This window comes from Maritalea sp. (assembly GCF_051251695.1).
In the GTDB taxonomy this organism is placed as follows: Bacteria; Pseudomonadota; Alphaproteobacteria; order Rhizobiales; family Devosiaceae; genus Maritalea.
In genome coordinates this window covers 17,217-36,326 of record NZ_JBPOEU010000007.1, presented here as the reverse complement: position 1 = coordinate 36,326, position 19,110 = coordinate 17,217, and the positions used below count along the sequence as shown (strand labels likewise).

Annotated in this window: 20 protein-coding genes; 4 read left to right on the top strand and 16 right to left on the bottom strand. The window is 49.6% G+C overall.

The window, feature by feature from the left end; translation table 11 throughout:
• Window positions 1-116: 116 nt before the first annotated feature.
• Window positions 117-1,973 (top strand): ABC transporter transmembrane domain-containing protein, encoded by a 1,857-nt coding sequence (locus ACSHWX_RS05420; protein WP_435667174.1) that lies wholly within the window; start codon window positions 117-119, stop codon window positions 1,971-1,973.
• 579 nt (window positions 1,974-2,552) lie between these two features.
• On the opposite strand, the gene maiA is transcribed toward ACSHWX_RS05420, so the two are convergent.
• The 5 genes from maiA to ACSHWX_RS05395 form a co-directional block, all read right to left on the bottom strand.
• Complete coding sequence (gene maiA, locus ACSHWX_RS05415) at window positions 2,553-3,179, bottom strand: maleylacetoacetate isomerase (protein ID WP_435667173.1); 627 nt, start codon at window positions 3,177-3,179, stop codon at window positions 2,553-2,555.
• Between the two features lie 22 nt (window positions 3,180-3,201).
• Window positions 3,202-4,218 (bottom strand): peptidoglycan -binding protein, encoded by a 1,017-nt coding sequence (locus tag ACSHWX_RS05410; protein WP_435667172.1) that lies wholly within the window; start codon window positions 4,216-4,218, stop codon window positions 3,202-3,204.
• Between the two features lie 3 nt (window positions 4,219-4,221).
• On the bottom strand, window positions 4,222-5,247 hold the full coding sequence (locus tag ACSHWX_RS05405; protein ID WP_435667171.1) for a flagellar motor protein MotA: 1,026 nt from the start codon (window positions 5,245-5,247) through the stop codon (window positions 4,222-4,224).
• Window positions 5,248-5,381: 134 nt separating this feature from the next.
• A complete protein-coding gene (locus tag ACSHWX_RS05400; RefSeq protein ID WP_435667170.1) occupies window positions 5,382-6,158 on the bottom strand; it encodes a class I SAM-dependent methyltransferase in 777 nt (258 codons plus the stop codon).
• A 60-nt stretch (window positions 6,159-6,218) separates the two neighbouring features.
• Window positions 6,219-6,746, bottom strand: coding sequence for an MgtC/SapB family protein (locus ACSHWX_RS05395; RefSeq protein ID WP_435667169.1), 528 nt, complete (start codon window positions 6,744-6,746; stop codon window positions 6,219-6,221).
• A 140-nt stretch (window positions 6,747-6,886) separates the two neighbouring features.
• Here ACSHWX_RS05395 and ACSHWX_RS05390 point away from each other — a divergent pair, with 140 nt between their 5' ends.
• Together ACSHWX_RS05390 and yghU are read left to right on the top strand one after the other, a co-directional pair.
• A complete protein-coding gene (locus ACSHWX_RS05390; protein WP_435667282.1) occupies window positions 6,887-7,507 on the top strand; it encodes a YdeI/OmpD-associated family protein in 621 nt (206 codons plus the stop codon).
• 198 nt (window positions 7,508-7,705) lie between these two features.
• The gene (gene yghU / locus ACSHWX_RS05385; RefSeq protein ID WP_435667168.1) at window positions 7,706-8,548 is read left to right on the top strand and encodes a glutathione-dependent disulfide-bond oxidoreductase; all 843 of its coding nucleotides are present in this window, start codon (window positions 7,706-7,708) and stop codon (window positions 8,546-8,548) included.
• A 116-nt stretch (window positions 8,549-8,664) separates the two neighbouring features.
• Here yghU and ACSHWX_RS05380 read toward each other — a convergent pair whose 3' ends face one another.
• The 5 genes from ACSHWX_RS05380 to fba form a co-directional block, all read right to left on the bottom strand.
• Window positions 8,665-9,456, bottom strand: coding sequence for an inositol monophosphatase family protein (locus ACSHWX_RS05380; protein ID WP_435667167.1), 792 nt, complete (start codon window positions 9,454-9,456; stop codon window positions 8,665-8,667).
• Between the two features lie 40 nt (window positions 9,457-9,496).
• Window positions 9,497-10,060, bottom strand: coding sequence for an elongation factor P (gene efp / locus ACSHWX_RS05375; protein ID WP_435667166.1), 564 nt, complete (start codon window positions 10,058-10,060; stop codon window positions 9,497-9,499).
• Between the two features lie 147 nt (window positions 10,061-10,207).
• Window positions 10,208-11,218 (bottom strand): tetratricopeptide repeat protein, encoded by a 1,011-nt coding sequence (locus tag ACSHWX_RS05370; protein ID WP_435667165.1) that lies wholly within the window; start codon window positions 11,216-11,218, stop codon window positions 10,208-10,210.
• 4 nt (window positions 11,219-11,222) lie between these two features.
• The gene (locus ACSHWX_RS05365) at window positions 11,223-11,831 is read right to left on the bottom strand and encodes a thiamine phosphate synthase (protein ID WP_435667164.1); all 609 of its coding nucleotides are present in this window, start codon (window positions 11,829-11,831) and stop codon (window positions 11,223-11,225) included.
• A 146-nt stretch (window positions 11,832-11,977) separates the two neighbouring features.
• Window positions 11,978-13,045, bottom strand: a complete 1,068-nt coding sequence (gene fba / locus ACSHWX_RS05360; protein ID WP_435667163.1) for a class II fructose-bisphosphate aldolase — start codon at window positions 13,043-13,045, stop codon at window positions 11,978-11,980.
• A gap of 309 nt (window positions 13,046-13,354) precedes the next feature.
• Here fba and ACSHWX_RS05355 point away from each other — a divergent pair, with 309 nt between their 5' ends.
• Window positions 13,355-14,332, top strand: a complete 978-nt coding sequence (locus ACSHWX_RS05355; RefSeq protein ID WP_435667162.1) for an NAD(P)-dependent alcohol dehydrogenase — start codon at window positions 13,355-13,357, stop codon at window positions 14,330-14,332.
• A gap of 36 nt (window positions 14,333-14,368) precedes the next feature.
• On the opposite strand, the gene ACSHWX_RS05350 is transcribed toward ACSHWX_RS05355, so the two are convergent.
• From ACSHWX_RS05350 to ACSHWX_RS05325, 6 genes are all read right to left on the bottom strand, one after another.
• Window positions 14,369-15,097, bottom strand: coding sequence for a DUF4386 domain-containing protein (locus ACSHWX_RS05350; protein WP_435667161.1), 729 nt, complete (start codon window positions 15,095-15,097; stop codon window positions 14,369-14,371).
• Window positions 15,094-16,161, bottom strand: coding sequence for an NAD(P)-dependent alcohol dehydrogenase (locus ACSHWX_RS05345; protein WP_435667160.1), 1,068 nt, complete (start codon window positions 16,159-16,161; stop codon window positions 15,094-15,096). Before ACSHWX_RS05345 ends, ACSHWX_RS05350 begins: the two co-directional genes overlap by 4 nt.
• 43 nt (window positions 16,162-16,204) lie before the next feature.
• Window positions 16,205-16,432, bottom strand: a complete 228-nt coding sequence (locus ACSHWX_RS05340; protein WP_435667159.1) for a helix-turn-helix transcriptional regulator — start codon at window positions 16,430-16,432, stop codon at window positions 16,205-16,207.
• Between the two features lie 2 nt (window positions 16,433-16,434).
• Window positions 16,435-16,881, bottom strand: a complete 447-nt coding sequence (locus ACSHWX_RS05335; protein WP_435667158.1) for a hypothetical protein — start codon at window positions 16,879-16,881, stop codon at window positions 16,435-16,437.
• Window positions 16,882-17,102: 221 nt separating this feature from the next.
• Window positions 17,103-18,065 (bottom strand): NAD(P)-dependent alcohol dehydrogenase, encoded by a 963-nt coding sequence (locus ACSHWX_RS05330; protein ID WP_435667157.1) that lies wholly within the window; start codon window positions 18,063-18,065, stop codon window positions 17,103-17,105.
• A gap of 16 nt (window positions 18,066-18,081) precedes the next feature.
• On the bottom strand, window positions 18,082-19,056 hold the full coding sequence (locus tag ACSHWX_RS05325; RefSeq protein ID WP_435667156.1) for an NAD(P)-dependent alcohol dehydrogenase: 975 nt from the start codon (window positions 19,054-19,056) through the stop codon (window positions 18,082-18,084).
• Window positions 19,057-19,110 lie beyond the last annotated feature (54 nt).

The following is a 19,110-nucleotide window of genomic DNA, read 5'->3' as shown; positions in this document are numbered from 1 at the left end:
ACTGCAAGCGCCGTGATGCCGGATTGGACGATTCATGCAATAAGCGAACATGCCTATTGAGTTCGGTGCCTCGAATACCTATTTTAGCGCTGTAATTTGCGATTGGGATTTCAAATATGTCGGATATGTCCAGCAACCAGGCTAAGGACACGCGTTCGCGTGCGGATAAGTCGCGCGTTGATAATAAGTCACGCCTTGATAAGATTATTCTTAGGTCTGACAGGGAAAGCGGTACGAGTTCTACGCAGCCGTTAAGGGCGCTGTTGCCATTTGTGCTGAAATATCCAATTCGACTTACCTTTACGGCCCTGTTTTTGCTTGTCGCAGCGTTCGCGGCATTAGCGATTCCCTATTTTGCGGGCAGCATAATTGACGAGGGGTTTGTCACGCAAAACCTTGATGTTGTAAACTCCTACTCACTCGGCATTATCGCGATTGCCGGCATTTTGGCTGTTGCGTCTGCTGCGCGATTCTATTTCATATCGGTCATTGGCATGCGGGTGATCACCGACATTCGACGTGCTGTTTTTTCGCATTTGATGAATATGGATGTGGTGTTTTTTGACACCAACCGCACTGGTGAATTGATCTCCAGGATCACATCAGACGTTGGCATTGTGCGTGGTGCGCTCGATAGCGCCCTGCCGGTGGTATTGCGCTCCGGGGTCATGTTGGCTGGCTCGGTGATTATGATGTTTGTCACCTCCATTTATTTGGCTGGTGCGGTTGTTATCATCATCCCCGTTTTGGTTTTCCCTGTTGTTTGGTTGGGCAAATATATCCGTGGTCTTTCGCGTAAACAGCAAGACAAAATTGCTGACCTTGCAGCGCTGGCCAGCGAGACATTTGGCGCAATTAAGACCATCAAAGCCTTCACCCGCGAAGGTCAACGCAATCAAGAATATGGCGAATATGCTGAAGCAAGCTATCAGTCAGAAGTGTCACGTCTGTTGGTTCGCGCTGGGATGATCGCTTTTGTGATTTTCCTTACAGCTACGGGCATTGTTGGCCTTATTTGGTTGGGCACTCAATTGGTGTCCGCCGGTCAGATCACTGTTGGTGAACTCAGCCAGTTCCTCATCTATGCGATGTTGGCAACTGGAACATTGACCGGTATTTCTGAAATTCTGGGCACGTTGCAAACCGTTGCGGGTGCAACTGAGCGGATTACTGAAATTCTTGGTACGGAGCCAAGCATTGATGCAGCACAATCCCCTGTTCCATTGCCTGTTCCAAGCCCGGCAACTATTGCGTTTGATGATGTGCATTTTCAGTATATGACGCGCGATGATGAAAGTGTTTTGAACGGCATTAGCTTTGATGTGAAATCGGGTGAAACCGTTGCACTGGTCGGCCCATCCGGCGCGGGAAAATCGACGGTATTTTCCTTGTTGCAACGTTTTTACGACGTCACCGGCGGGCAATTGCGGGTTGACGGCGTTGATGTGCGCGATGCCGACTTTAACGAACTGCGCAAACGGTTCGCCTATGTGGAACAAGACGCGATCATGTTCTCTGGCACCATTGCGGATAACATCCGGTTCGGTAAACCCGATGCCAGCGACGAGGACGTGCGCGAGGCCGCGAAAGTAGCGATGGTCGATGACTTCGTGCTACGCCTTCAACACGGGTATGAGAGCATTGTCGGCGAACGTGGCGTGATGTTGTCCGGTGGGCAAAAACAACGCGTGGCGATTGCCCGTGCATTGCTTAAAGACGCACCGATTTTATTGCTTGATGAAGCCACAAGTGCATTGGACGCTGAAAGCGAAACCAAGGTGCAACAAGCCCTTGAACGCTTGATGGTTGGCCGCACAACCCTTGTTGTGGCGCATCGTTTAGCGACGATTAAAAACGCTGATCGTATTTTGGTGTTGGAAGACGGCAAGGTCATCGATCAGGGCACCCACGATCAGTTGATCGAAAAGGGCGGTCGTTACGCTGAATTGGCGAGATTGCAGTTTCAGCAGTAGGTGACTTTTCGCTAGACCCCCCATCGAGTGCGGGGTGGCGCGTGTGGAATAGCTTGGTGAATTGTCGAGTTATTTCCTTGGCGAAAATGGTTCCGTTAGCCATATCATCAGCCTATCAGCCTATCAGCCTATCAGCTTATCAGCTTATCAGATGGTCGCTATATCCGTCACATCGCCCCCCGCACCATCCCGGCCTTGAGCCGGGATCAAACCACATTGGTTGATGAATCTACAATGATTTTAGGAAGGTTCAGTCACGCGTATGCGTTCAACAAAGCCACTACAGAGCCACTCGCCGTTATATTGGGAGTTCAACTCAAGTGCTGGCGGCGGTTGGCCATCTTTCGATTTGTAGCAATATCGCCCGATTAAAAGCCGAAGCCGTCATTCCCGCGCAGGCGGGAATCCAGTTGTGAGTTTCTGCTTGTTTGAAATTGAATGGCTTATGTTGGCGCTCGCTCCGGTCTGGATCCCCGCCTACGCGGGGATGACGGATGGGGTCTAAACACGCCCGCTTTTTAATGTTGCAAGCCCATCATGGACCCTCGGGTCGAGCCCGAGGGTGACGAAGGTAGGTGGTCATTCGTTCGGTTTGAACCCCGGATAGTCGGTTTGATTTTCTGGTCTAGCATTGACGAATGCTTCAAGCTTGATGCAGTTTGCTTCCACCTCCAAAAGCAGGGGATAGGGAGCAAGATCGACGCCAAAGCGTCGAGCATTTGCCAGTTGGGGGATCAAATGTAGATCGGCCCAACCTGGCTCGTCCCCAAAACAGAAATCTGTTTTTAGGTTTCGTTGTCGTACGGTTTGTTCTAGAGCGTGGAACCCAACATCATGCCAATGCTGAACCCAATTTTTTGCAGGACCTTTGCCGACCATTTTTTGAATGCGCATTTGAGTTAGGGCGTGCATTTCTGATGAGATGTGGTTCGCAAAGGCCCTAGCTTGTGCTTTGACTATTGGATCGCTCGGCAAGAAGGACCTTTTCGGAAACATTTCCTCCAAGTACTCTAAAATTGCAGAAGATTGGGCAATGAATTCCCCCCCGACTTCGAGGGTCGGCAGTAAACCTTGGGGATTGATGCGCAAATATTCCTGCTTGGTAAGACCACTTATCGGCACATATTCGCAATTTATGCCTTTTAGATTTAAGCCGATGCGCACACGTTCGCCCGCGGAGTTCTGCCATCTGGAATATAGGCGCATTGAGCCTCCGTTGATCTAAAATTTAATCCGTCAGCTTAAACTCAATCCGCCGATTGCGGCGATAGGCTGCGTCGGTGTCGCCGGTGTCGATGGGTTGAAACTCACCAAATCCGGCGGCGACCAAGCGGGTGGGGGAAATGCCTTGTTCGACCAAATATTTCGCCACGGAGATCGCCCGGCTGGCGGAAAGTTCCCAGTTTGAAGGGAAGCGGGGGGTGTTAATAGGACGTTTGTCCGTGTGCCCGTCAATCCGCAAAACCCAAGGGATTTCGGGCGGGATTTGGGTTTCAAGTTGTTTGATGGCGTTGGCCAGGGCGGTGAGGTCGTCTAAACCTGCGTCGGCAATTTCCGCGTCACCCGCGCTGAACAGCACTTCGGACTGAAACACAAACCGGTCGCCCACGATGCGGATGTCATCGCGCCCAGCAAGGATTTCACGCAACTGGCCAAAAAAGTCCGACCGATATCTGGACAGGTCTTGCACACGTTGGGCCAATGCCAAATTGAGGCGTCGGCCTAAATCGGCGATGCGGGTGCGGCTTTCGCTGTCACGTAGTTCGGATGAACCTAGAGCGGCCTCAAGCGCGGCGATTTGCGAGCGCAGGGCGGATAATTGTTGGTTAAGCAACGCCACCTGCGCGGCGGCCTCTGCGCTGATTTCTTTTTGTGAGGTTAGGTCGGTGGCCAATTGGGCGATTTGGCTATCTTTTTCATCGGTGCCAGAGCCTAAGCCTGATAATTGTTGCAACAGGCTATCGCGCTGGCTCTCGGTGCCTGCAAGGGTTGCTGAAAGTGAAGCGATAGTGCTTTCAAAATCTTCAGAACTGGCGCGTTCTAGTTGCAACAACTCGGTAAGTTCAGCGATTTGACTGTTCAGTCTTGTGAGCGCGCTGTCTTTGCCCAAAATCTCTTGGCTGAGGAAAAACTGGGCCAGCATGAACACGGACAGCAGGAAAATAATGACCAGCAATAGACTAGCCATCGCATCCACGAAGCCGGGCCAATAGTCTTGTCTTGCCTGCCGTCTTGCGCGCGCCATGGACTATTTGCCCTCTTTGTCGTCGCCAGATTTTTGGCTGTTGTCTTGCTCAACAGAGTTGAGCAGCGCGTCCACAAGTTCACGCATTTTATGGTTGTTTGCGGCTTGGTCCGTAATGTGGGTGCGCAAATCATCTTGTTGTTGGCGGATGATTTTGGTCAATCCGTCCAACCCATGGGCCAGTTCGGCCATGGCGCGTATGGCATTTTGCGACGAGGATGAGTTTTGCATTGTCGCGCCCAACTGGGCGACCATTTCCTGCATGCCAGCGCCATCGGCGCCCATTTGATCCACCTGCATTTGGGTCATGGGGTGGTCAAGTTCGGTCATGGAGGACATCCAGTCTTCCAAATCTGTATAAAATGCGTTTTGCGCTTGGCCCGCTTGAAGGTCTAAAAAGCCCAAAATCAATGACCCCGAAAGGCCGAATAAAGACGAGGCGAACGCCGTGCCCATGCCGGACAAGGGGGCTTCAAGGCCGTTTTTAAGGTTGGAAAACAAATTGCCGCTGTCCCCGGCGGTGATGTCGAGGGACTTGATTACGTCACCAACAGACCCAACGGTTTGCAACAGGCCGTAGAACGTACCCAGAAGGCCAAGAAACACCAAAAGGCTGGTTAGATAACGCGACGTGTCTTTTGCTTCGTCTAGCCGATTCCCCACCGAATCAAGAATGGAGCGCAAGGATGAGGGGGTGATAATGGTTTCACCCAAATTGTCGCGCAAAATCACCGCGACCGGCAATAGCATGGCAGGCTGGCGGATATTGGCGTCAATATTGCCTGATTGCAGCGAATTGACCCATCTCACTTCGGGGTATAGGCGCATGACTTGCAAGAAGCTCAACACGATGCCAATCGCCAAAGCACCCAAAATAACCATGTTAATAAAGGGGTTAGCCCAAAACGCTTCGATCAGTTGCGGCGCGATGATAACAGCAACCATGCCGACAATAATCAGGAAGATGATCATCTTCACAAGATATACGGTTGGACTTGCAAGATGATATGGATCGTATGACTGCGCCATTAACGATATTTCCCTCGGATCGATTGCTCCCAGCTTATGATTCTAGTCATCGCAATTGGGCATGACAATATCTAAATCAAATTGATGTGGTATTGTTGTGACGCGGGGGCCGGTCCATTTTTATCTAGGCCAGTTTATGTGGCTATTTGAGACGTTGTTAACTTGGTGCAACTTCTAAAGGTCAAATTGCCGCTCTCATCAGCATAATTCGCTAAAAGCTCGCCCAGCTCAGCATCGAACCGTTCACGCCTATCTCCCAGTTTTGAAATGGTAAATGTGTCGCGTGAATGTTGGCAGAGAATAAAATCATCGATCGATTGTACAATTGGATCTGAGATCAGTTCAAATTCATCGTTGACCTCGACATATTCCAAATACTTGTCCCAAAATCCACTTCCACCATTTTTAATAAACGGCTTTTCGGTCATTATAGGCACCCACTTTTCCAAAAAGGAGTGCCAATCATTTTTCCAGGGTGCGTTGTGAGGTTGATCCCCTTCGATAACGGCAAAGAGGTGGTTTGGTTTTGCGTGCTTTAGCAATTTGGGGAACAGGGTCGCGTGATCCATCCAATGGATGCTCAGGGCGGCGACGATGACATCATAGGAAGCTGAAAGATTTGCCGTTTCCGCATAGTCCTCAGTCCAGGTGAGGTTTTTGGCCTTGCCGTTTTCCAATGTTTTGCCCAACGCGATCATGCGCGCTGAAGGATCAATTGCTGTAACGTTTTGGAAGCGTGTCGTCAGCGGCCGAGCGATTTTGCCATGTCCGCACCCTAAATCGAGCACGTTTTGTGTCGAGGGTGCATGTTCAACCAGCAAATCAAACAGCTTGGCCGGATAGGGTGGGCGCTTGAGATAGAGATCTACGACTTCCGCGTCTTTGAATGATTTGCCAATTGGTAGGGGCATGTTGTACTCAGTTTCGTCAATTAATGGCGGTCGGGTTTATTGATTGAAAACGTAATATAATCAGTCTTTTGCGTCGTCATCTAGATTATCGGTCTTGCCGTCTGGATCAGCCGAAACCTTTCGATCCCGTTTCACAAAAATCGGCACGACAGCCAGAACAAACAGAACAACAATTGTCGACAGAACGGCGGTTGCTTCCACGCCCAAACCTGCTGCGATGCCAATGCCTGCTGCAGCCCAAATACTAGCGGCTGTTGTTAACCCTTGGGTTTTGCGCGTTGACGTGCCAACAATGATGGCGCCCGCACCTAGAAAACCAATGCCTTGAATGGCGCCTTGTATAACGCGGGAAAGATCATCCAGTGACATCCCCGCCTGGGTCGGTCCAATGGTGAAAATGGCGGCACCAACAGCGACCAGCATATGGGTCCGCACCCCGGCGCTAATGGATTTGCGTTCGCGCTCATACCCCAAAATTCCACCAAGTATTGCGGCGATCAATACGCGAACGGTAATTTTGGTCACCGTCTCAATGTCCGGAATATCAGAAAACTCAGCCACCACTGTCGACCATATTTCTTGCCACATTTTGCGCCAGCTTTCTTTGTTTTTGATTTGTATTTACATTGATAGTGGAAAGAGAGTGGCACGGAAAGCCATCTGTCTGAACAAAAATGATAGGCTCGTTTAGGCTGTTCAAATGCTTTGAGGTGGAGACAAAAGATATGATGATCACCAAGATTGAAGACTATTTTTCCAAGGGCTGCGGTCGCTGCGAACGTTTTGACACACCGGATTGTTCGACCAGAAAGTGGATTGATGGTCTAACAGATCTCCGTCGAATTTGTTTGGCTGCTGGTCTTGAGGAAACGGTCAAGTGGGGGCACCCGTGCTACGTGCATGAGGGGCGAAACATCGTGATCATTGGTGCCTTTCGGCTTGATTTTCGGCTGACATTCTTCAACGCGTCGCTGATGAAAGATACTGAAGCGGTGCTTGAACGAAGAGGGCCGAATACCAAACACCCTGACATGATGTGCTTTACGTCTAACGAACAAGTCAAAGAGATGGAGCAGATCATGAGCGCCTATCTTGGCGAGGCAATTGACTATGCGAAAAACGATGTCAGGCCCGTCAAAGACAATAGCGAACCAGATTTGCCGGTTGAACTGGTAGAGGCGCTCGACGATGATCCGGAACTGGCAGAAGCATTTTACGGGTTGACCGTTGGTCGTCGAAAAAGTTATGCGATCAACCTTAATTCGGCGAAGCAGTCAGCGACCCGCCTGAAACGCATCGCAAAATTTCGCGATAAAATCATCGCGGGAAAAGGCGCTTTAGAGCGTTGATTGCGTAGCAACAACCATCCTTTTAACAACCAAATTTCCCCGCATCTGTTTCGCATAAGTAGAGGCAGGCGATGGTGAGACGCTTCAGCTTTTCAATCAAACTTTGAATGCATTTGCATCAATTATTCTTGAGTTGCTTTGCAATGCCGAGTTAGAGCAATGTGCGGACATGAACTCCATACTCTAAAAGGAAAAATGATGACATATACACCAGCAAAAGTGTGGAAATGGGATGCCGAAAACGGCGGCAAATTTGCGAGCACAAACCGACCGATTGCCGGATCGACCCATGAGAAGACGCTCAAAACAGGTAAGCATCCGCTTCAACTCTATTCGTTGGCAACGCCCAATGGGGTGAAAGTCACGGTGATGCTGGAGGAGCTTTTAGCTCTTGGTCATACGGGTGCGGAATATGATGCATGGCTGATCGATATTCAGGAAGGCGACCAATTTGGCAGTGGTTTTGTTGACATAAACCCGAACTCCAAAATTCCTGCATTGCTTGACACAACAACCGGCTCTCGCGTTTTTGAAAGCGGCGCTATTTTGCTGTATTTGGCTGAGAAGTTTGGTGCTTTGTTGCCTAAAGACTTGGCCGCACGCACAGAATGTCTGAATTGGTTGTTCTGGCTTCAAGGCTCAGCGCCTTATCTTGGCGGCGGTTTCGGGCATTTTTATGCCTATGCGCCTGAAAAATTTGAATACCCGATCAACCGATTTGCAATGGAAGCGAAGCGCCAACTTGATGTTCTTGATCGCAACTTGGCTGATCGCGCATATCTTGCTGGTGACGAATATACAATCGCTGATATTGCCACTGCGCCTTGGTATGGGGCTTTGGTCAAGGGGCAAGTTTATGACGCTGCGGAATTCTTAGACGTTAAAAGCTACAAGAACTTAAATCGTTGGGCAGATGAAATCTTTGATCGCCCCGCATTTAAACGCGGTAAAATGGTCAATCGCAGTTGGGGTGAAGCAGATGAGCAACTTCCAGAGCGACATGATGCGAGCGATTTTAATACGACGCCAAAGCAGAGCTAATCTATTGGGGCAAGTTTTACCCCATTGGTTCAACACAACATTAAACTGATGTTTGCGCACAAAAAAGCCTCGACGGAAATGTCGAGGCTTTTAATTTTTGTCCAGTTCAATCTGGCTTATGCGGCTTTTAGCGCTTTAAGCATTTTGCCATGTATTTTTTCATTGCCAACCAAAACAGAACCGCTTTCTGGCTTTAGTTCTTTGCCATCAATGTCTGTCGCGGTGCCACCGGCTTCTCGGATCATCAGTATGCCCACAGCGATATCCCATGGCATAAGGCCCGTTTCCCACATGACGTCGAACCGACCAGCGGCAACATAGGCCATATCAAGTGCAGCAGAACCTGTGCGACGAATGCCTGCAACTGTTGGGTTGATTTTTGCGACTTGCGCGATTGTTCTTGTGTCTTCAGCCGTGCGGCCTGTATGTTTGATGCCGGTTACAGCAACACAATCGGCCAAGTGCGTTCGGCCAGCGACCCGCAATCGGCGGTTATTAACATAAGCGCCAGAGCCGCGTTCAGCTGAGAATAGTTCTTCGGTGATCGGGTTGTAAGTTACCCCAGCCACCATCACACCATTTCGTTCCAAACCGATTGAAACGGCAAACATCGGGATGGAGTGCAAGAAGTTGGTTGTGCCGTCCAAAGGGTCAACGATCCAGCGGTGTTGCCCGTCGGTACCTTCGATTGCGCCGCGTTCTTCCATTAGAAAACTGTAAGATGGGCGCGACCGGTGTAGCTCTTCAAAAATCACTTCTTCTGCGCGTTGATCAGCAGCAGAAACGAAATCTGCGGGGCCTTTGCGCGCAACTTGCAAGTTTTCAATTTCACCGAAATCGCGTTTGAGCGAACGGGCAGCCTTGCGTGCTGCTGCGGTCATGATGGTCAAAAGGGCAGATTGTGCCATGACGTTTTAGCCTTAATTTAGTGCGGTTTGGGTCTAGACCCTATTCTGCGCGTTTTGAATAGGTGACTTCTGTGGTGTCGATGACGATTTTTTCGCCTTCGCCAACAAAAGGTGGCACCATGACTTTTACGCCATTTTCCAACACAGCTGGTTTGAATGAGTTTGCGGCGGTCTGGCCTTTAACAACGGGCTCAGTTTCTTTAACTTCCAACGTCACGAATTGGGGAAGTTTCACGCCAAGGGCTTTGCCTTCATAGCTTTCAACTTCAACCATCATGCCGTCTTGCAAAAATGAAGCACGGTCGCCGACAAAGTCAGCTTGCAACTCAAGTTGCTCATAGCTTTCCATATCCATGAACACTAAATCTTCGCCTTGGGCATAAAGAAACTGATATTCTTTTTGCTCAAGCTGAACGCGTTCAACGGTTTCTGCTGCGCGGAAACGTTGGTTGAGCTTGGTGCCAGACACGATGTCTTTAAGTTCAACCTGCGCAAACGCGCCGCCTTTGCCCGGCTTTACACTTTGTGTTTTTACCGCAACCCACAGGCTGTCTTTATGCAAAATAACATTGCCAGGGCGAATTTCGTTGCCGTTCAGTTTCATCTTTAGTGGTCTTTCCGGATTGGTCTTTCGGTGATCGTTGTTTTCGCTCAACCGCCTGGTATTTACTGTTGGGGTGCCTTTTGCCCCAATATTGGCCTTTGTGCAAGGCTATTGGGCCTTTGCCACCCATGCAATCTAATGGTTTGCTTAATTTGCGGCCGCAGGGTTTGCCCAGATACGGGCAAGTTCTTCGCCCTTTTTCACGTCGCTTGCAGATAAATCCGCAAGCATTTGGTTCAGCGTTTCATCGCTCAGCCCCTGGCTGCGGGCAAGGGCGCGCCACTTAGCGGCTTCGACGAGGTTCTTTTCAACGCCGCTGCCCGTTGCCAAAGCGCGGCCCAATCGGGCCTGCCCCACTGGATTGCCGGCTTCAGCGGCTTTTTGATACCAAACAGCGCCGAGTGCTAAATCTTGCGGCACACCTTGGCCTTGCGTCAAAAAGGTTGCATATTCAACCATCGCGGCGATGTTGCCATTGGCTGCCGCAAGGCCAATGTAATAAACGCCATCATCAAGGTTGGGTTGCACACCTGCTCCGGCAATTAGAATGTTGCCATAATCATATTGGGCTTCGGCAATGTTGGCGTCGGCAGCTTCTTTAAATAATTGAGCGGCGGTACTTAGGTCGGGTTCGATGAACCGACCTTCAACGTACAGTTGAGCAAGATTATACTTGGCGGCGGTAATGCCCCCATCTGCGGCTTTCTTGGTTAGCTCCGCGGCTTTTTTGCGGTTCTTGGGTACGCCCAAACCTTGCTGGTAAAGCAATGCCAGTTGAAAGGTGGCGTTCAGATCGCCATTTTTGTCCGCCAATGCATACCAAGAAGATGCGCGCGCATGGTTTAGGCCCACACCCAAGCCGTTTGCATATAGTTCTGCAATTAGGGTTTGCGCTGCGGCATCGTCATTTTGTGCTCGGGGTAATGCGAGGGAGAGGGCAGTGAGATAAGCCCCGCGTTGAAAAGCGCCATAGGCTTCGTCAACTTGCTGGCGTGGGCCCAACACGGACCGTGCAATTTCGGCTGCTTGCTCAGCTTGCTGTGCTTGGTTTGTACTAACCGCTGCTTGAGCGAAAATTGGGGTTGATGGCACCAGTCCCAGCGCTGCGCTAAGAAGTGAAATTTTGATCAGTCTTGTGATGCCTATTGTTTTGAACATGGGACTATTCAACACCTATTGCCGCTATTGCCGCATTTGGGTTTTCGCTTGTCCAAACCTGTTCCCGCACAGCCCGAAATTCGCAGCTTGCGTCCATGTCGGCGTTTTCTAGATTGAATACGACAGCCGGAATTTCAAACGTTTCAGCCCACCAATTGGCAAGCTGTTCAGACGTGAATTCATCATCTGATTTGGCGGCGGCTAGGTGCCCGAAGAACACATAGTCGATGCCAAGCTCGCCTTTGGTCATTGCGTCATGCTTGGTGTGGATACCGCCTGCTCCAACGATTGCGTTGGGCTTTAGGCTTTTCACTGCCTGAATGATGGTTTCAGGTGCGCCAGTCATGTGAACACCGTCAGCGCCCAATTTGCGCACAGCTTCTGGCATATTGTCCAGCAATGCCGCACAGTTTGCGCTTTGCGCAATCGGGATCAAAGCTTGCGCTATTTCGATGTAATCCGCGTCATCACGATCACCGCGTTGGATCAGCAACGCCGCTACATCATTGTCCGCAAGCGCATCTTTTAGCGTTGAAGAAAATTCAATCCCGATATCGGGCGGGGTAATGAGAAAGATTTGAGCGCGCATATGAACCTTTGAATTTGTGCCCATATAATGGGCTATCTCTAATTGCCTGCAATTTGGGCGGAAAATAGGTCATGTGCAAGTTTTTGCAATAGTTAAACGAAAACGGCGCATAGACTTGTCTACTGACTTGCCCATACGCCGTAAAAATTTCAACAGATTTGTTGGCTCGATTAGCTGACTTGAGGATCAAGCTGACCAGCAGCATAGCGGTTGGCCATATCTGCCAGCGGAATAATTTTGCCAACTTTTGAAGCTTGGCCTGCTGTGTTGAATTGCTCGAGCCGCTCAATGCACAATTTGGTCATGGCATCGCGGGCAGGCTTTAGATATTTGCGCGGATCGAACTCGCCCGGATTTTCTTGCAATACCCGACGGATTTGGCCCGTCATGGCCATACGGTTATCGGTATCGATATTGATTTTGCGCACGCCGTTTTTGATGCCGCGTTGGATTTCTTCAACGGGAACGCCCCAAGTTTGTGGCATTTCGCCTCCAAACTGGTTGATGATGTCCTGCAATTCTTGCGGTACGGAGGAGGATCCATGCATCACCAAATGGGTGCCGGGCAAACGACGGTGAATTTCTTCGATCACATGCATCGCTAAAATGTCGCCATCTGGTTTGCGGGTAAATTTATAGGCGCCGTGGGATGTGCCCATGGCGATTGCGAGCGCGTCAACTTTGGTTTCCTTGACGAATTTTACCGCTTCGTCGGGGTTGGTCAAAAGTTGTTCTGTTGAGAGTTTACCCTCAGCGCCATGCCCGTCTTCCAGGTCGCCCATGCCCGTTTCAAGGCTGCCTAAAACGCCCAGTTCACCTTCAACCGAAATGCCACCAAGATGGGCATTGTTGGTCACGGCTTGGGTAACGCCGACATTGTAGTCCCAATCAGCTGGTGTTTTGCCGTCTTCTTCAAGCGAGCCATCCATCATCACGGAGGTAAAACCAGATTGGATCGCGGTCATGCAGGTCGCTGGGCCATTGCCATGGTCAAGGTGGATGCAAACTGGAATGTGGGGGTAAATTTCAACAATCGCGTCCATCATGCGCTTTAACATCACATCGTGTGCGTAGGACCGCGCGCCGCGTGAAGCTTGAATGATAACCGGACTGTCTGTTTTGTCCGCTGCCTCGGCAATGGCCAATGCTTGTTCCATATTGTTGATGTTGAACGCAGGAACGCCATAACTGTGCTCTGCAGCATGGTCGAGCAATTGACGAAGGGTGATGCGGGCCATTTGAATTCTCTCCAAAATGCATGTGATTTTGTCCGATTTCTGGCCCCTGTGCTCTTTATTGTCGAGTTAGACTTTGGGGTGATGGTGGTATTGTTTTGGTATCGATATACTGGTTTAGTTATTTGAAATATATAACTATTTCAGCTTGATCGTGCGGTAACCATAGCTGTGGAATAAGACACCCCTCTTGCTCGTGTGTGCGATTGGCGCGTTTTCAAGGACTTGATTTGGAATTTTTGCACCCAATTTTTGTATGGCAACACGGCAATTGACAGATTGTCGCAGGGCTTAAAATGTGAGGGCATTGGGATGAATGATAAGATGCAGGCCATAACAAGTCGTACCTATGGCGGACCTGAAGTGATGAAACTCGAACAGGTTGAACGTCCTGAACCGAGACTAAATCAGGTCTTGGTCAAAGTCGCCGCCACCTCCATTAATCCCTATGATTGGCATTTTTTGCGCGGCAGCCCGTTTTTAATTCGCCTCGCTGAAAGTGGTCTTTTTGCGCCAAAAAATATTGTATTAGGTGCTGATGTTTCTGGCACGATTGAAGCGGTTGGGAAAAACGTTACCGCGTTCAAACCGGGTGACGAAGTATTTGGCGATATCGGTGTTGGTGGGTTTGCCCAATATGCCGTTTGCGCGCCCAATAGGCTCAGCTTAAAACCCCAAAATGTTTCATTTGCAGACGCAGGCGTTGTTGGCATTGCAGGGCTGACCGCCTTGCAAGCATTGCGCGATTGGGGGCAGGTCAAGCCGGGGCAGAAGGTTTTGATCAACGGCGCTTCTGGTGGCGTTGGCACTTATGCTGTGCAAATCGCCAAGCAGCTGGGTGCTGAAGTTACCGGGGCGTGCAGCACCGCCAATGTCGAACTGGTGCGCAGCTTGGGCGCAGACCATGTGATTGACTATAAGAAAACCGATTTCACCCAAGAGCCAACAAAATATGATGTGATCATTGATTTGGCTGCCAATCGCTCAATCGGCGATATTAAACGCGCTATGCTGCCCAAAAGTGTTTGGGTTCTTGTTGGGTTGAACATTAAAAACATGCTCATGGTGGGGTTGTTTGGTCGTTGGTTATTCACTGAGTCTGGGAAAAATGCGGTGCTTAAAATTGCCGAAGTGTTGCCGGAGGATTTAAAAACCCTTGGCAACATGCTGGCCGAAGGCGATGTTAGACCGGTCATTGACCGTTCATATGCGCTAAAGGACACGCCAATCGGTGTGGAATATGTTGAAACCATGCGGGCCAAAGGCAAAGTGGCCATCACCGTCGCATAAATGAAAAGCCCGCCAACGCGGCGGGCTTTGTTTTTACTATTGCGCTAAGGTTTTCTCGCGCCAGCGGTTTTGGTTTACGCCTTTGATCAGCAGCCAAAGGCCAAATCCCAGTTCTCCGACACCAGAAACGCCGAGCAGAATATTGTTGGTCATCGCGTAGGCTGAATTATCCATCAGCCCATAAATGCGGCCAAAACTGTCAAATCCATATCCGATACATCCGATCATCAGCGCAATGCCGATAAATCGCGGCAGATATGTGGAACGAAACACCGCATAGCCCACAAGCAGAAGGTGAAGTGCAAAGAGAAATTGCCAAGCAACGGTGCCCATCATGTGCGTTTCAAAGAAGAACAGTATAAGCGTATCAATTTGCTCGGGGGTAAAAGTTGAAAGGTAACTCGCACCGCTGGCAAGCTCCGCCATCATCAAATGGGGAATAATATTGATGGCGATGATTACGGTCATGGCCAACCGCGCGAATGCCAACATCAACGCAATTGTCGGGCTCGACGGTTTGAGCAACATAAACAGCAGGGCGGTTAGAACGATCTCGGTCAACACAATGACGACCTGTGACAGCATTCCAATTTGAAACAGACCAAGATTGCTTTTTAGGTTTAGGGCGGTTGTTGTTGCATCGCCAGCCACCACAATTTGTTCCGGCACAATCAGCAAACCAATGGGTGCTGAAATAACAAGTAAGAGAAAACAAATACCTGCGGCAAATGTAAAGGGGCGTGGGTTGTTTATGAAATAGGTCATTTTTCGTTCCAGACTTGAGGTAATAGGATGATGCAACCGGCTTGGGTGTTGGTGTCATAAAGCGCTGCAGCTTCAATCGCTTTGTTCATGGGAAAGCGTTTCGAGATAACGGGTTTAAGGCCGCCTGAGGCGAGAAGTGTGCCAATCATTTGCAGTTTTTCGGCAGAACCTGGCGCAAGCACGCATAATTGTTGTTTGCCGCCTTTGCCTTTTGTTTGGCGCTGTTTGAGCAAATGGGAAATATAAAACATCGCCAGCAAATGCTTGCCCTTAGCGGTAAGAACGGGTTCAACTTTGCGCCATGATAAAAAACCCGCGCAGTCGATAATAACATCATACTTTTTGCCCTGCTGGGTGAAGTCCGTTGTGCGATAGTCGATCGCTTCGTCTGCCCCAAGCGCCAGCACCAGTTCTTTGTTTTGCGCTGAACATGTGCCCACAACCGTTGCGCCCTTGTGCTTGGCCAATTGAAGCGCAACGCGCCCGATGCCACCCGAAGCGCCGTTGATTAACACGTGGTCACCCGGTTGAATGTTGGCGGTTTGCACAAAGTGCAATGCGGTTTGAGCATTTGATCCACCAATCGCCGCCGCATCCTCAAAGGACACTTCGCCCGGGCAATGGGTGATCGGAGCCGTTTCAGGCAAGCAGACAAATTCCGCATGGGCGCCAAATTGCATATCGGTGAACCCGAACACGCGATCTCCTAGTTTGTATTTTGAAACCCCCTGACCAACCTGCTCAACAGTTCCGGAAAACTCACCACCCAAAATGCGGTTTTTAGGTTTGAAAATGCCCATCAGGATTTTGGCGGGTATTTGCATCAATGGCCATGGTGTTTTCCCCGTGCGGGCAATGGCATCGCCGTTACTATAGTGGGAGGCTTCAACCTTGATCAGGACTTCGTTGTCCTTTGGTTCGGGAATTGGCACATCGCGGATTTGAAGAACTTCCGGGCCGCCGAAATTTTCATAGTAAAGGGCTTTCATGGTTTTCATTTTTGTATCGGTTACATTGGGCATAGCGGTATCGCTTTCAGGCTTGATAGGTTCAAGTGAATTCAAAGGTTTATCGATTTGTGAGGGGCGTTTTACGCCCGGCTTTGTTTTACTTTTTTGGCGGCGTGTAGCTGAACACTTGCTCCAGTGGCGTTTCAAATGCGTTGGCTATTAGAAACGCCAGTTCCAGCGAAGGGGAGTATTTTGCTGCCTCAATTGCGACAATGGTTTGTCGGGAAACGCCAACAGCTTCGGCCAATGCTTTTTGGCTCATTTCATCATTGTCGAACCGAAGCCGTCGAATGTTGTTTTCTAGCTTACCTTTGGGTTTTGCCATGATTAAAAACCTCTTCGGTAAAGAACCATGCGCGTACTGCCTTCGACCAAGCTGGCGATGAACATGGCGTAGACGCTAGCGATCAGGACGTAAGCCATTGGCGCACCAAACGCTAACCAAATGATGGAGCCGACAAAGAAGGTGGAAAAGACAATGAAGCCGACTTTCATGCCAACAAGATCAATCAGCTTGTCCCGTTCGTCTGCAGCATCCATTGCGGTTTCTCTTGAGACTATGCCGCTAATGATCGCTACGAGGATGCTAACCACAATGTTTACGATGATTGAGCCAGCAATCATTTTCAAGGTGGCCCAGCCGATGGCAGAACCTGCATCAGGACCATCAAAAATACCAGCTTGGTATTGGTCATACATGTGGAAGGAATAGACCACCATCACAATGAAACCGGTGACCAGATAAGTTACAATATTGCGTTCGTGAAAGGACATGTTTGCCTCGTGCCTAAGTCGTGAATTTATTACACATCGTCGTGTTTGTTAGACACTATGTATGAAATAACAATCATGATGTCAAATATTTTTTACACATAGACAAGCGAAGGCGACACCAAGGTTAATGAAAGCGTTGGAAAATGGTCATGGGTGCGCACACCATGTGTTCCAATTTGCCTGAAAATTTGACAGGTAATTTATTGATTTAAATGGATTTTCTAGGTCAAGCTAATCACAACTTTACCACGCGCGTTTTGCGCGCCCACATATTGCATGGCATCTGGGGTCTGGTTGAAATCGAATATTTGATCGATGGATACATCAATTTTTTTGGTCACGACCAATTGGGCCAGTGCGTCCAAATCGTGGCGATTGACGGTCCACATCAAAATTTTGAACTGTTGGCCATCGGCGGTGTTTTTGCGTGATGCCAGAAGGGTTGCCAGAATTGAGCGCATTTTGCCGCCCATCATCACAAAGGTGCCGGTGGGGGTTAAAACATTGCGATAGGCACTGGGCATCCGATTGGCCACCGCGTCAATGATCACATCAAATTTTTGGTCCAGTTTGGTATAATCGACTTGTTTATAATCATAGACCTGATCCGCACCAAACGACTTCATGGCGTCAAACTTGTCTGCGCGATCAATCGCCGTTGCGTGTACGCCGTCTAGTTTTGCGATTTGGATGGCGAACATGCCCGCGCCACCGCCGCCACCATTGATCAACACCTTGTCGCCTGGCTTTACGTTGCCAAATGTGCGTACGCCCTGATAGCCCAATAGACCTGCTTGGGGAAGCGTCGCCGCTTTTTCAAAGGAGAGCTGATTGGGTTTTTTCGTAAAATGCTTTGCTTCGCCGGTTACGAATTGGGCAAGTCCGCCCCATCCGCTATCCGATACGTCGCCAAACACGTCATCGCCGATTTGAAAATCCGTGACATCACTTCCAATTGCTTCAACCGTGCCGGAAAGGTCTGCACCCAAAATCGAGTAGGGCGGTTTGAACGGACCAATCAGCCGCATAATCAGTTTGCCGGTTAAAATGTCCCAGTCCCAACTGTTGAGTGATACGAACCTGACCTTGACCAAAATTTCATTTGGTTTCGGGCTGGGCTTTTCCAGCTCTTTGAGTTGCAAAACATTTGCCCCACCATATTTATTGCACACAAAAGCAAGCATAAAAGCTGATCGTCCCCTATCCAATTTGGATGACAACAGAGCCCGTTTTTCGGCCCGTGTCTACGCGGGCATGGGCATTTTGGAAATCTGTAAAAGCATAAGTGCTATCGATTAAGGGCGTGAATTTTCCCTTTTCCGCCATATCGGCGAGGGTGGTTAAATCCTGAGCTCGTTCAGGGGCACTGCCGGTGAATATTTGATGATCATCTTCTTTCTTCAAAACCAACATGGAAAGCATTTCACTCAACGTGGGGATAAGCGATAAAAGCCGTCCCTTAGGGCGAAGTGAGTTTTTCACACGGGGATAAAACGCGTTGCCCACGCAATCCATGATGATGTCATATCGTTTGCCGTTGGTCGCAAAGTCTTCGCTTTTGTAGTCGATCAGGAAATCTGCGCCCAACTGTTGTATTGCTGTATGATTTTTGGCGCTGCATATAGCGGTGACTTGCGCTCCAAAATATTTCGCCACTTGCACGGCAGCGGACCCGACTGCGCCAGATGCGCCATTGATCAGCACGCGATCGCCAGCCGCGATTTTTGCTTTGTCATAAAGAAAATATAGGGCGGTTGTGCCGCCAAACGGAATGGCAGCGGCCTGATCAAAAGACAAGTTTTCCGGTTTATGGGCAATGGGGAAATCTTGGGGCAAAGTGAGATATTCAGCGTGGCCACCAAATTTGCCGTTGGTAATGGCAAATATCTCGTCGCCCACTTTAAGCCTGTTCACCTGCGCCCCAACGGCCTCAATTGTACCTGAAAGTTCTTGTCCTAAAATTTGGGTGCGGGGTTTAAAAAAGCCAAATGCCGGACGACCAAAAAGCCCAAATCCTTTTGGCATGGAAAGGGTCCGCATACGCCATTCCGCAGACGTGATGGTGGACGCTGCAACTTTGATTAGGACTTCGTCGTCTTTGGGTTCAGGCTTGGGCACATCCTCGATTTGCAAAACCTGGGGGCCACCATATTGATGGTGTGTTATCGCTTGCATCGTTTTTTTGGCTCCACCTCATTCAACTCAGTTGGGCACAAGTGGGGATCATCC

Bases quoted from the DNA above. Each gene is read 5' to 3' on its own strand.
- efp (WP_435667166.1), bottom strand. From the start codon at position 10,060: ATGAAACTGAACGGCAACGAAATTCGCCCTGGCAATGTTATTTTGCAT.
- yghU (WP_435667168.1), top strand. From the start codon at position 7,706: ATGACATATACACCAGCAAAAGTGTGGAAATGGGATGCCGAAAACGGC.
- ACSHWX_RS05410 (WP_435667172.1), bottom strand. From the start codon at position 4,218: ATGGCGCGCGCAAGACGGCAGGCAAGACAAGACTATTGGCCCGGCTTC.
- ACSHWX_RS05370 (WP_435667165.1), bottom strand. From the start codon at position 11,218: ATGTTCAAAACAATAGGCATCACAAGACTGATCAAAATTTCACTTCTT.
- ACSHWX_RS05405 (WP_435667171.1), bottom strand. From the start codon at position 5,247: ATGGCGCAGTCATACGATCCATATCATCTTGCAAGTCCAACCGTATAT.
- ACSHWX_RS05365 (WP_435667164.1), bottom strand. From the start codon at position 11,831: ATGGGCACAAATTCAAAGGTTCATATGCGCGCTCAAATCTTTCTCATT.
- ACSHWX_RS05380 (WP_435667167.1), bottom strand. From the start codon at position 9,456: ATGGCACAATCTGCCCTTTTGACCATCATGACCGCAGCAGCACGCAAG.
- maiA (WP_435667173.1), bottom strand. From the start codon at position 3,179: ATGCGCCTATATTCCAGATGGCAGAACTCCGCGGGCGAACGTGTGCGC.
- ACSHWX_RS05325 (WP_435667156.1), bottom strand. From the start codon at position 19,056: ATGCAAGCGATAACACACCATCAATATGGTGGCCCCCAGGTTTTGCAA.
- ACSHWX_RS05350 (WP_435667161.1), bottom strand. From the start codon at position 15,097: ATGACCTATTTCATAAACAACCCACGCCCCTTTACATTTGCCGCAGGT.
- ACSHWX_RS05335 (WP_435667158.1), bottom strand. From the start codon at position 16,881: ATGTCCTTTCACGAACGCAATATTGTAACTTATCTGGTCACCGGTTTC.
- ACSHWX_RS05400 (WP_435667170.1), bottom strand. From the start codon at position 6,158: ATGCCCCTACCAATTGGCAAATCATTCAAAGACGCGGAAGTCGTAGAT.
- fba (WP_435667163.1), bottom strand. From the start codon at position 13,045: ATGGCCCGCATCACCCTTCGTCAATTGCTCGACCATGCTGCAGAGCAC.
- ACSHWX_RS05355 (WP_435667162.1), top strand. From the start codon at position 13,355: ATGAATGATAAGATGCAGGCCATAACAAGTCGTACCTATGGCGGACCT.
- ACSHWX_RS05420 (WP_435667174.1), top strand. From the start codon at position 117: ATGTCGGATATGTCCAGCAACCAGGCTAAGGACACGCGTTCGCGTGCG.
- ACSHWX_RS05340 (WP_435667159.1), bottom strand. From the start codon at position 16,432: ATGGCAAAACCCAAAGGTAAGCTAGAAAACAACATTCGACGGCTTCGG.
- ACSHWX_RS05395 (WP_435667169.1), bottom strand. From the start codon at position 6,746: ATGTGGCAAGAAATATGGTCGACAGTGGTGGCTGAGTTTTCTGATATT.
- ACSHWX_RS05330 (WP_435667157.1), bottom strand. From the start codon at position 18,065: ATGCTTGCTTTTGTGTGCAATAAATATGGTGGGGCAAATGTTTTGCAA.
- ACSHWX_RS05390 (WP_435667282.1), top strand. From the start codon at position 6,887: ATGATCACCAAGATTGAAGACTATTTTTCCAAGGGCTGCGGTCGCTGC.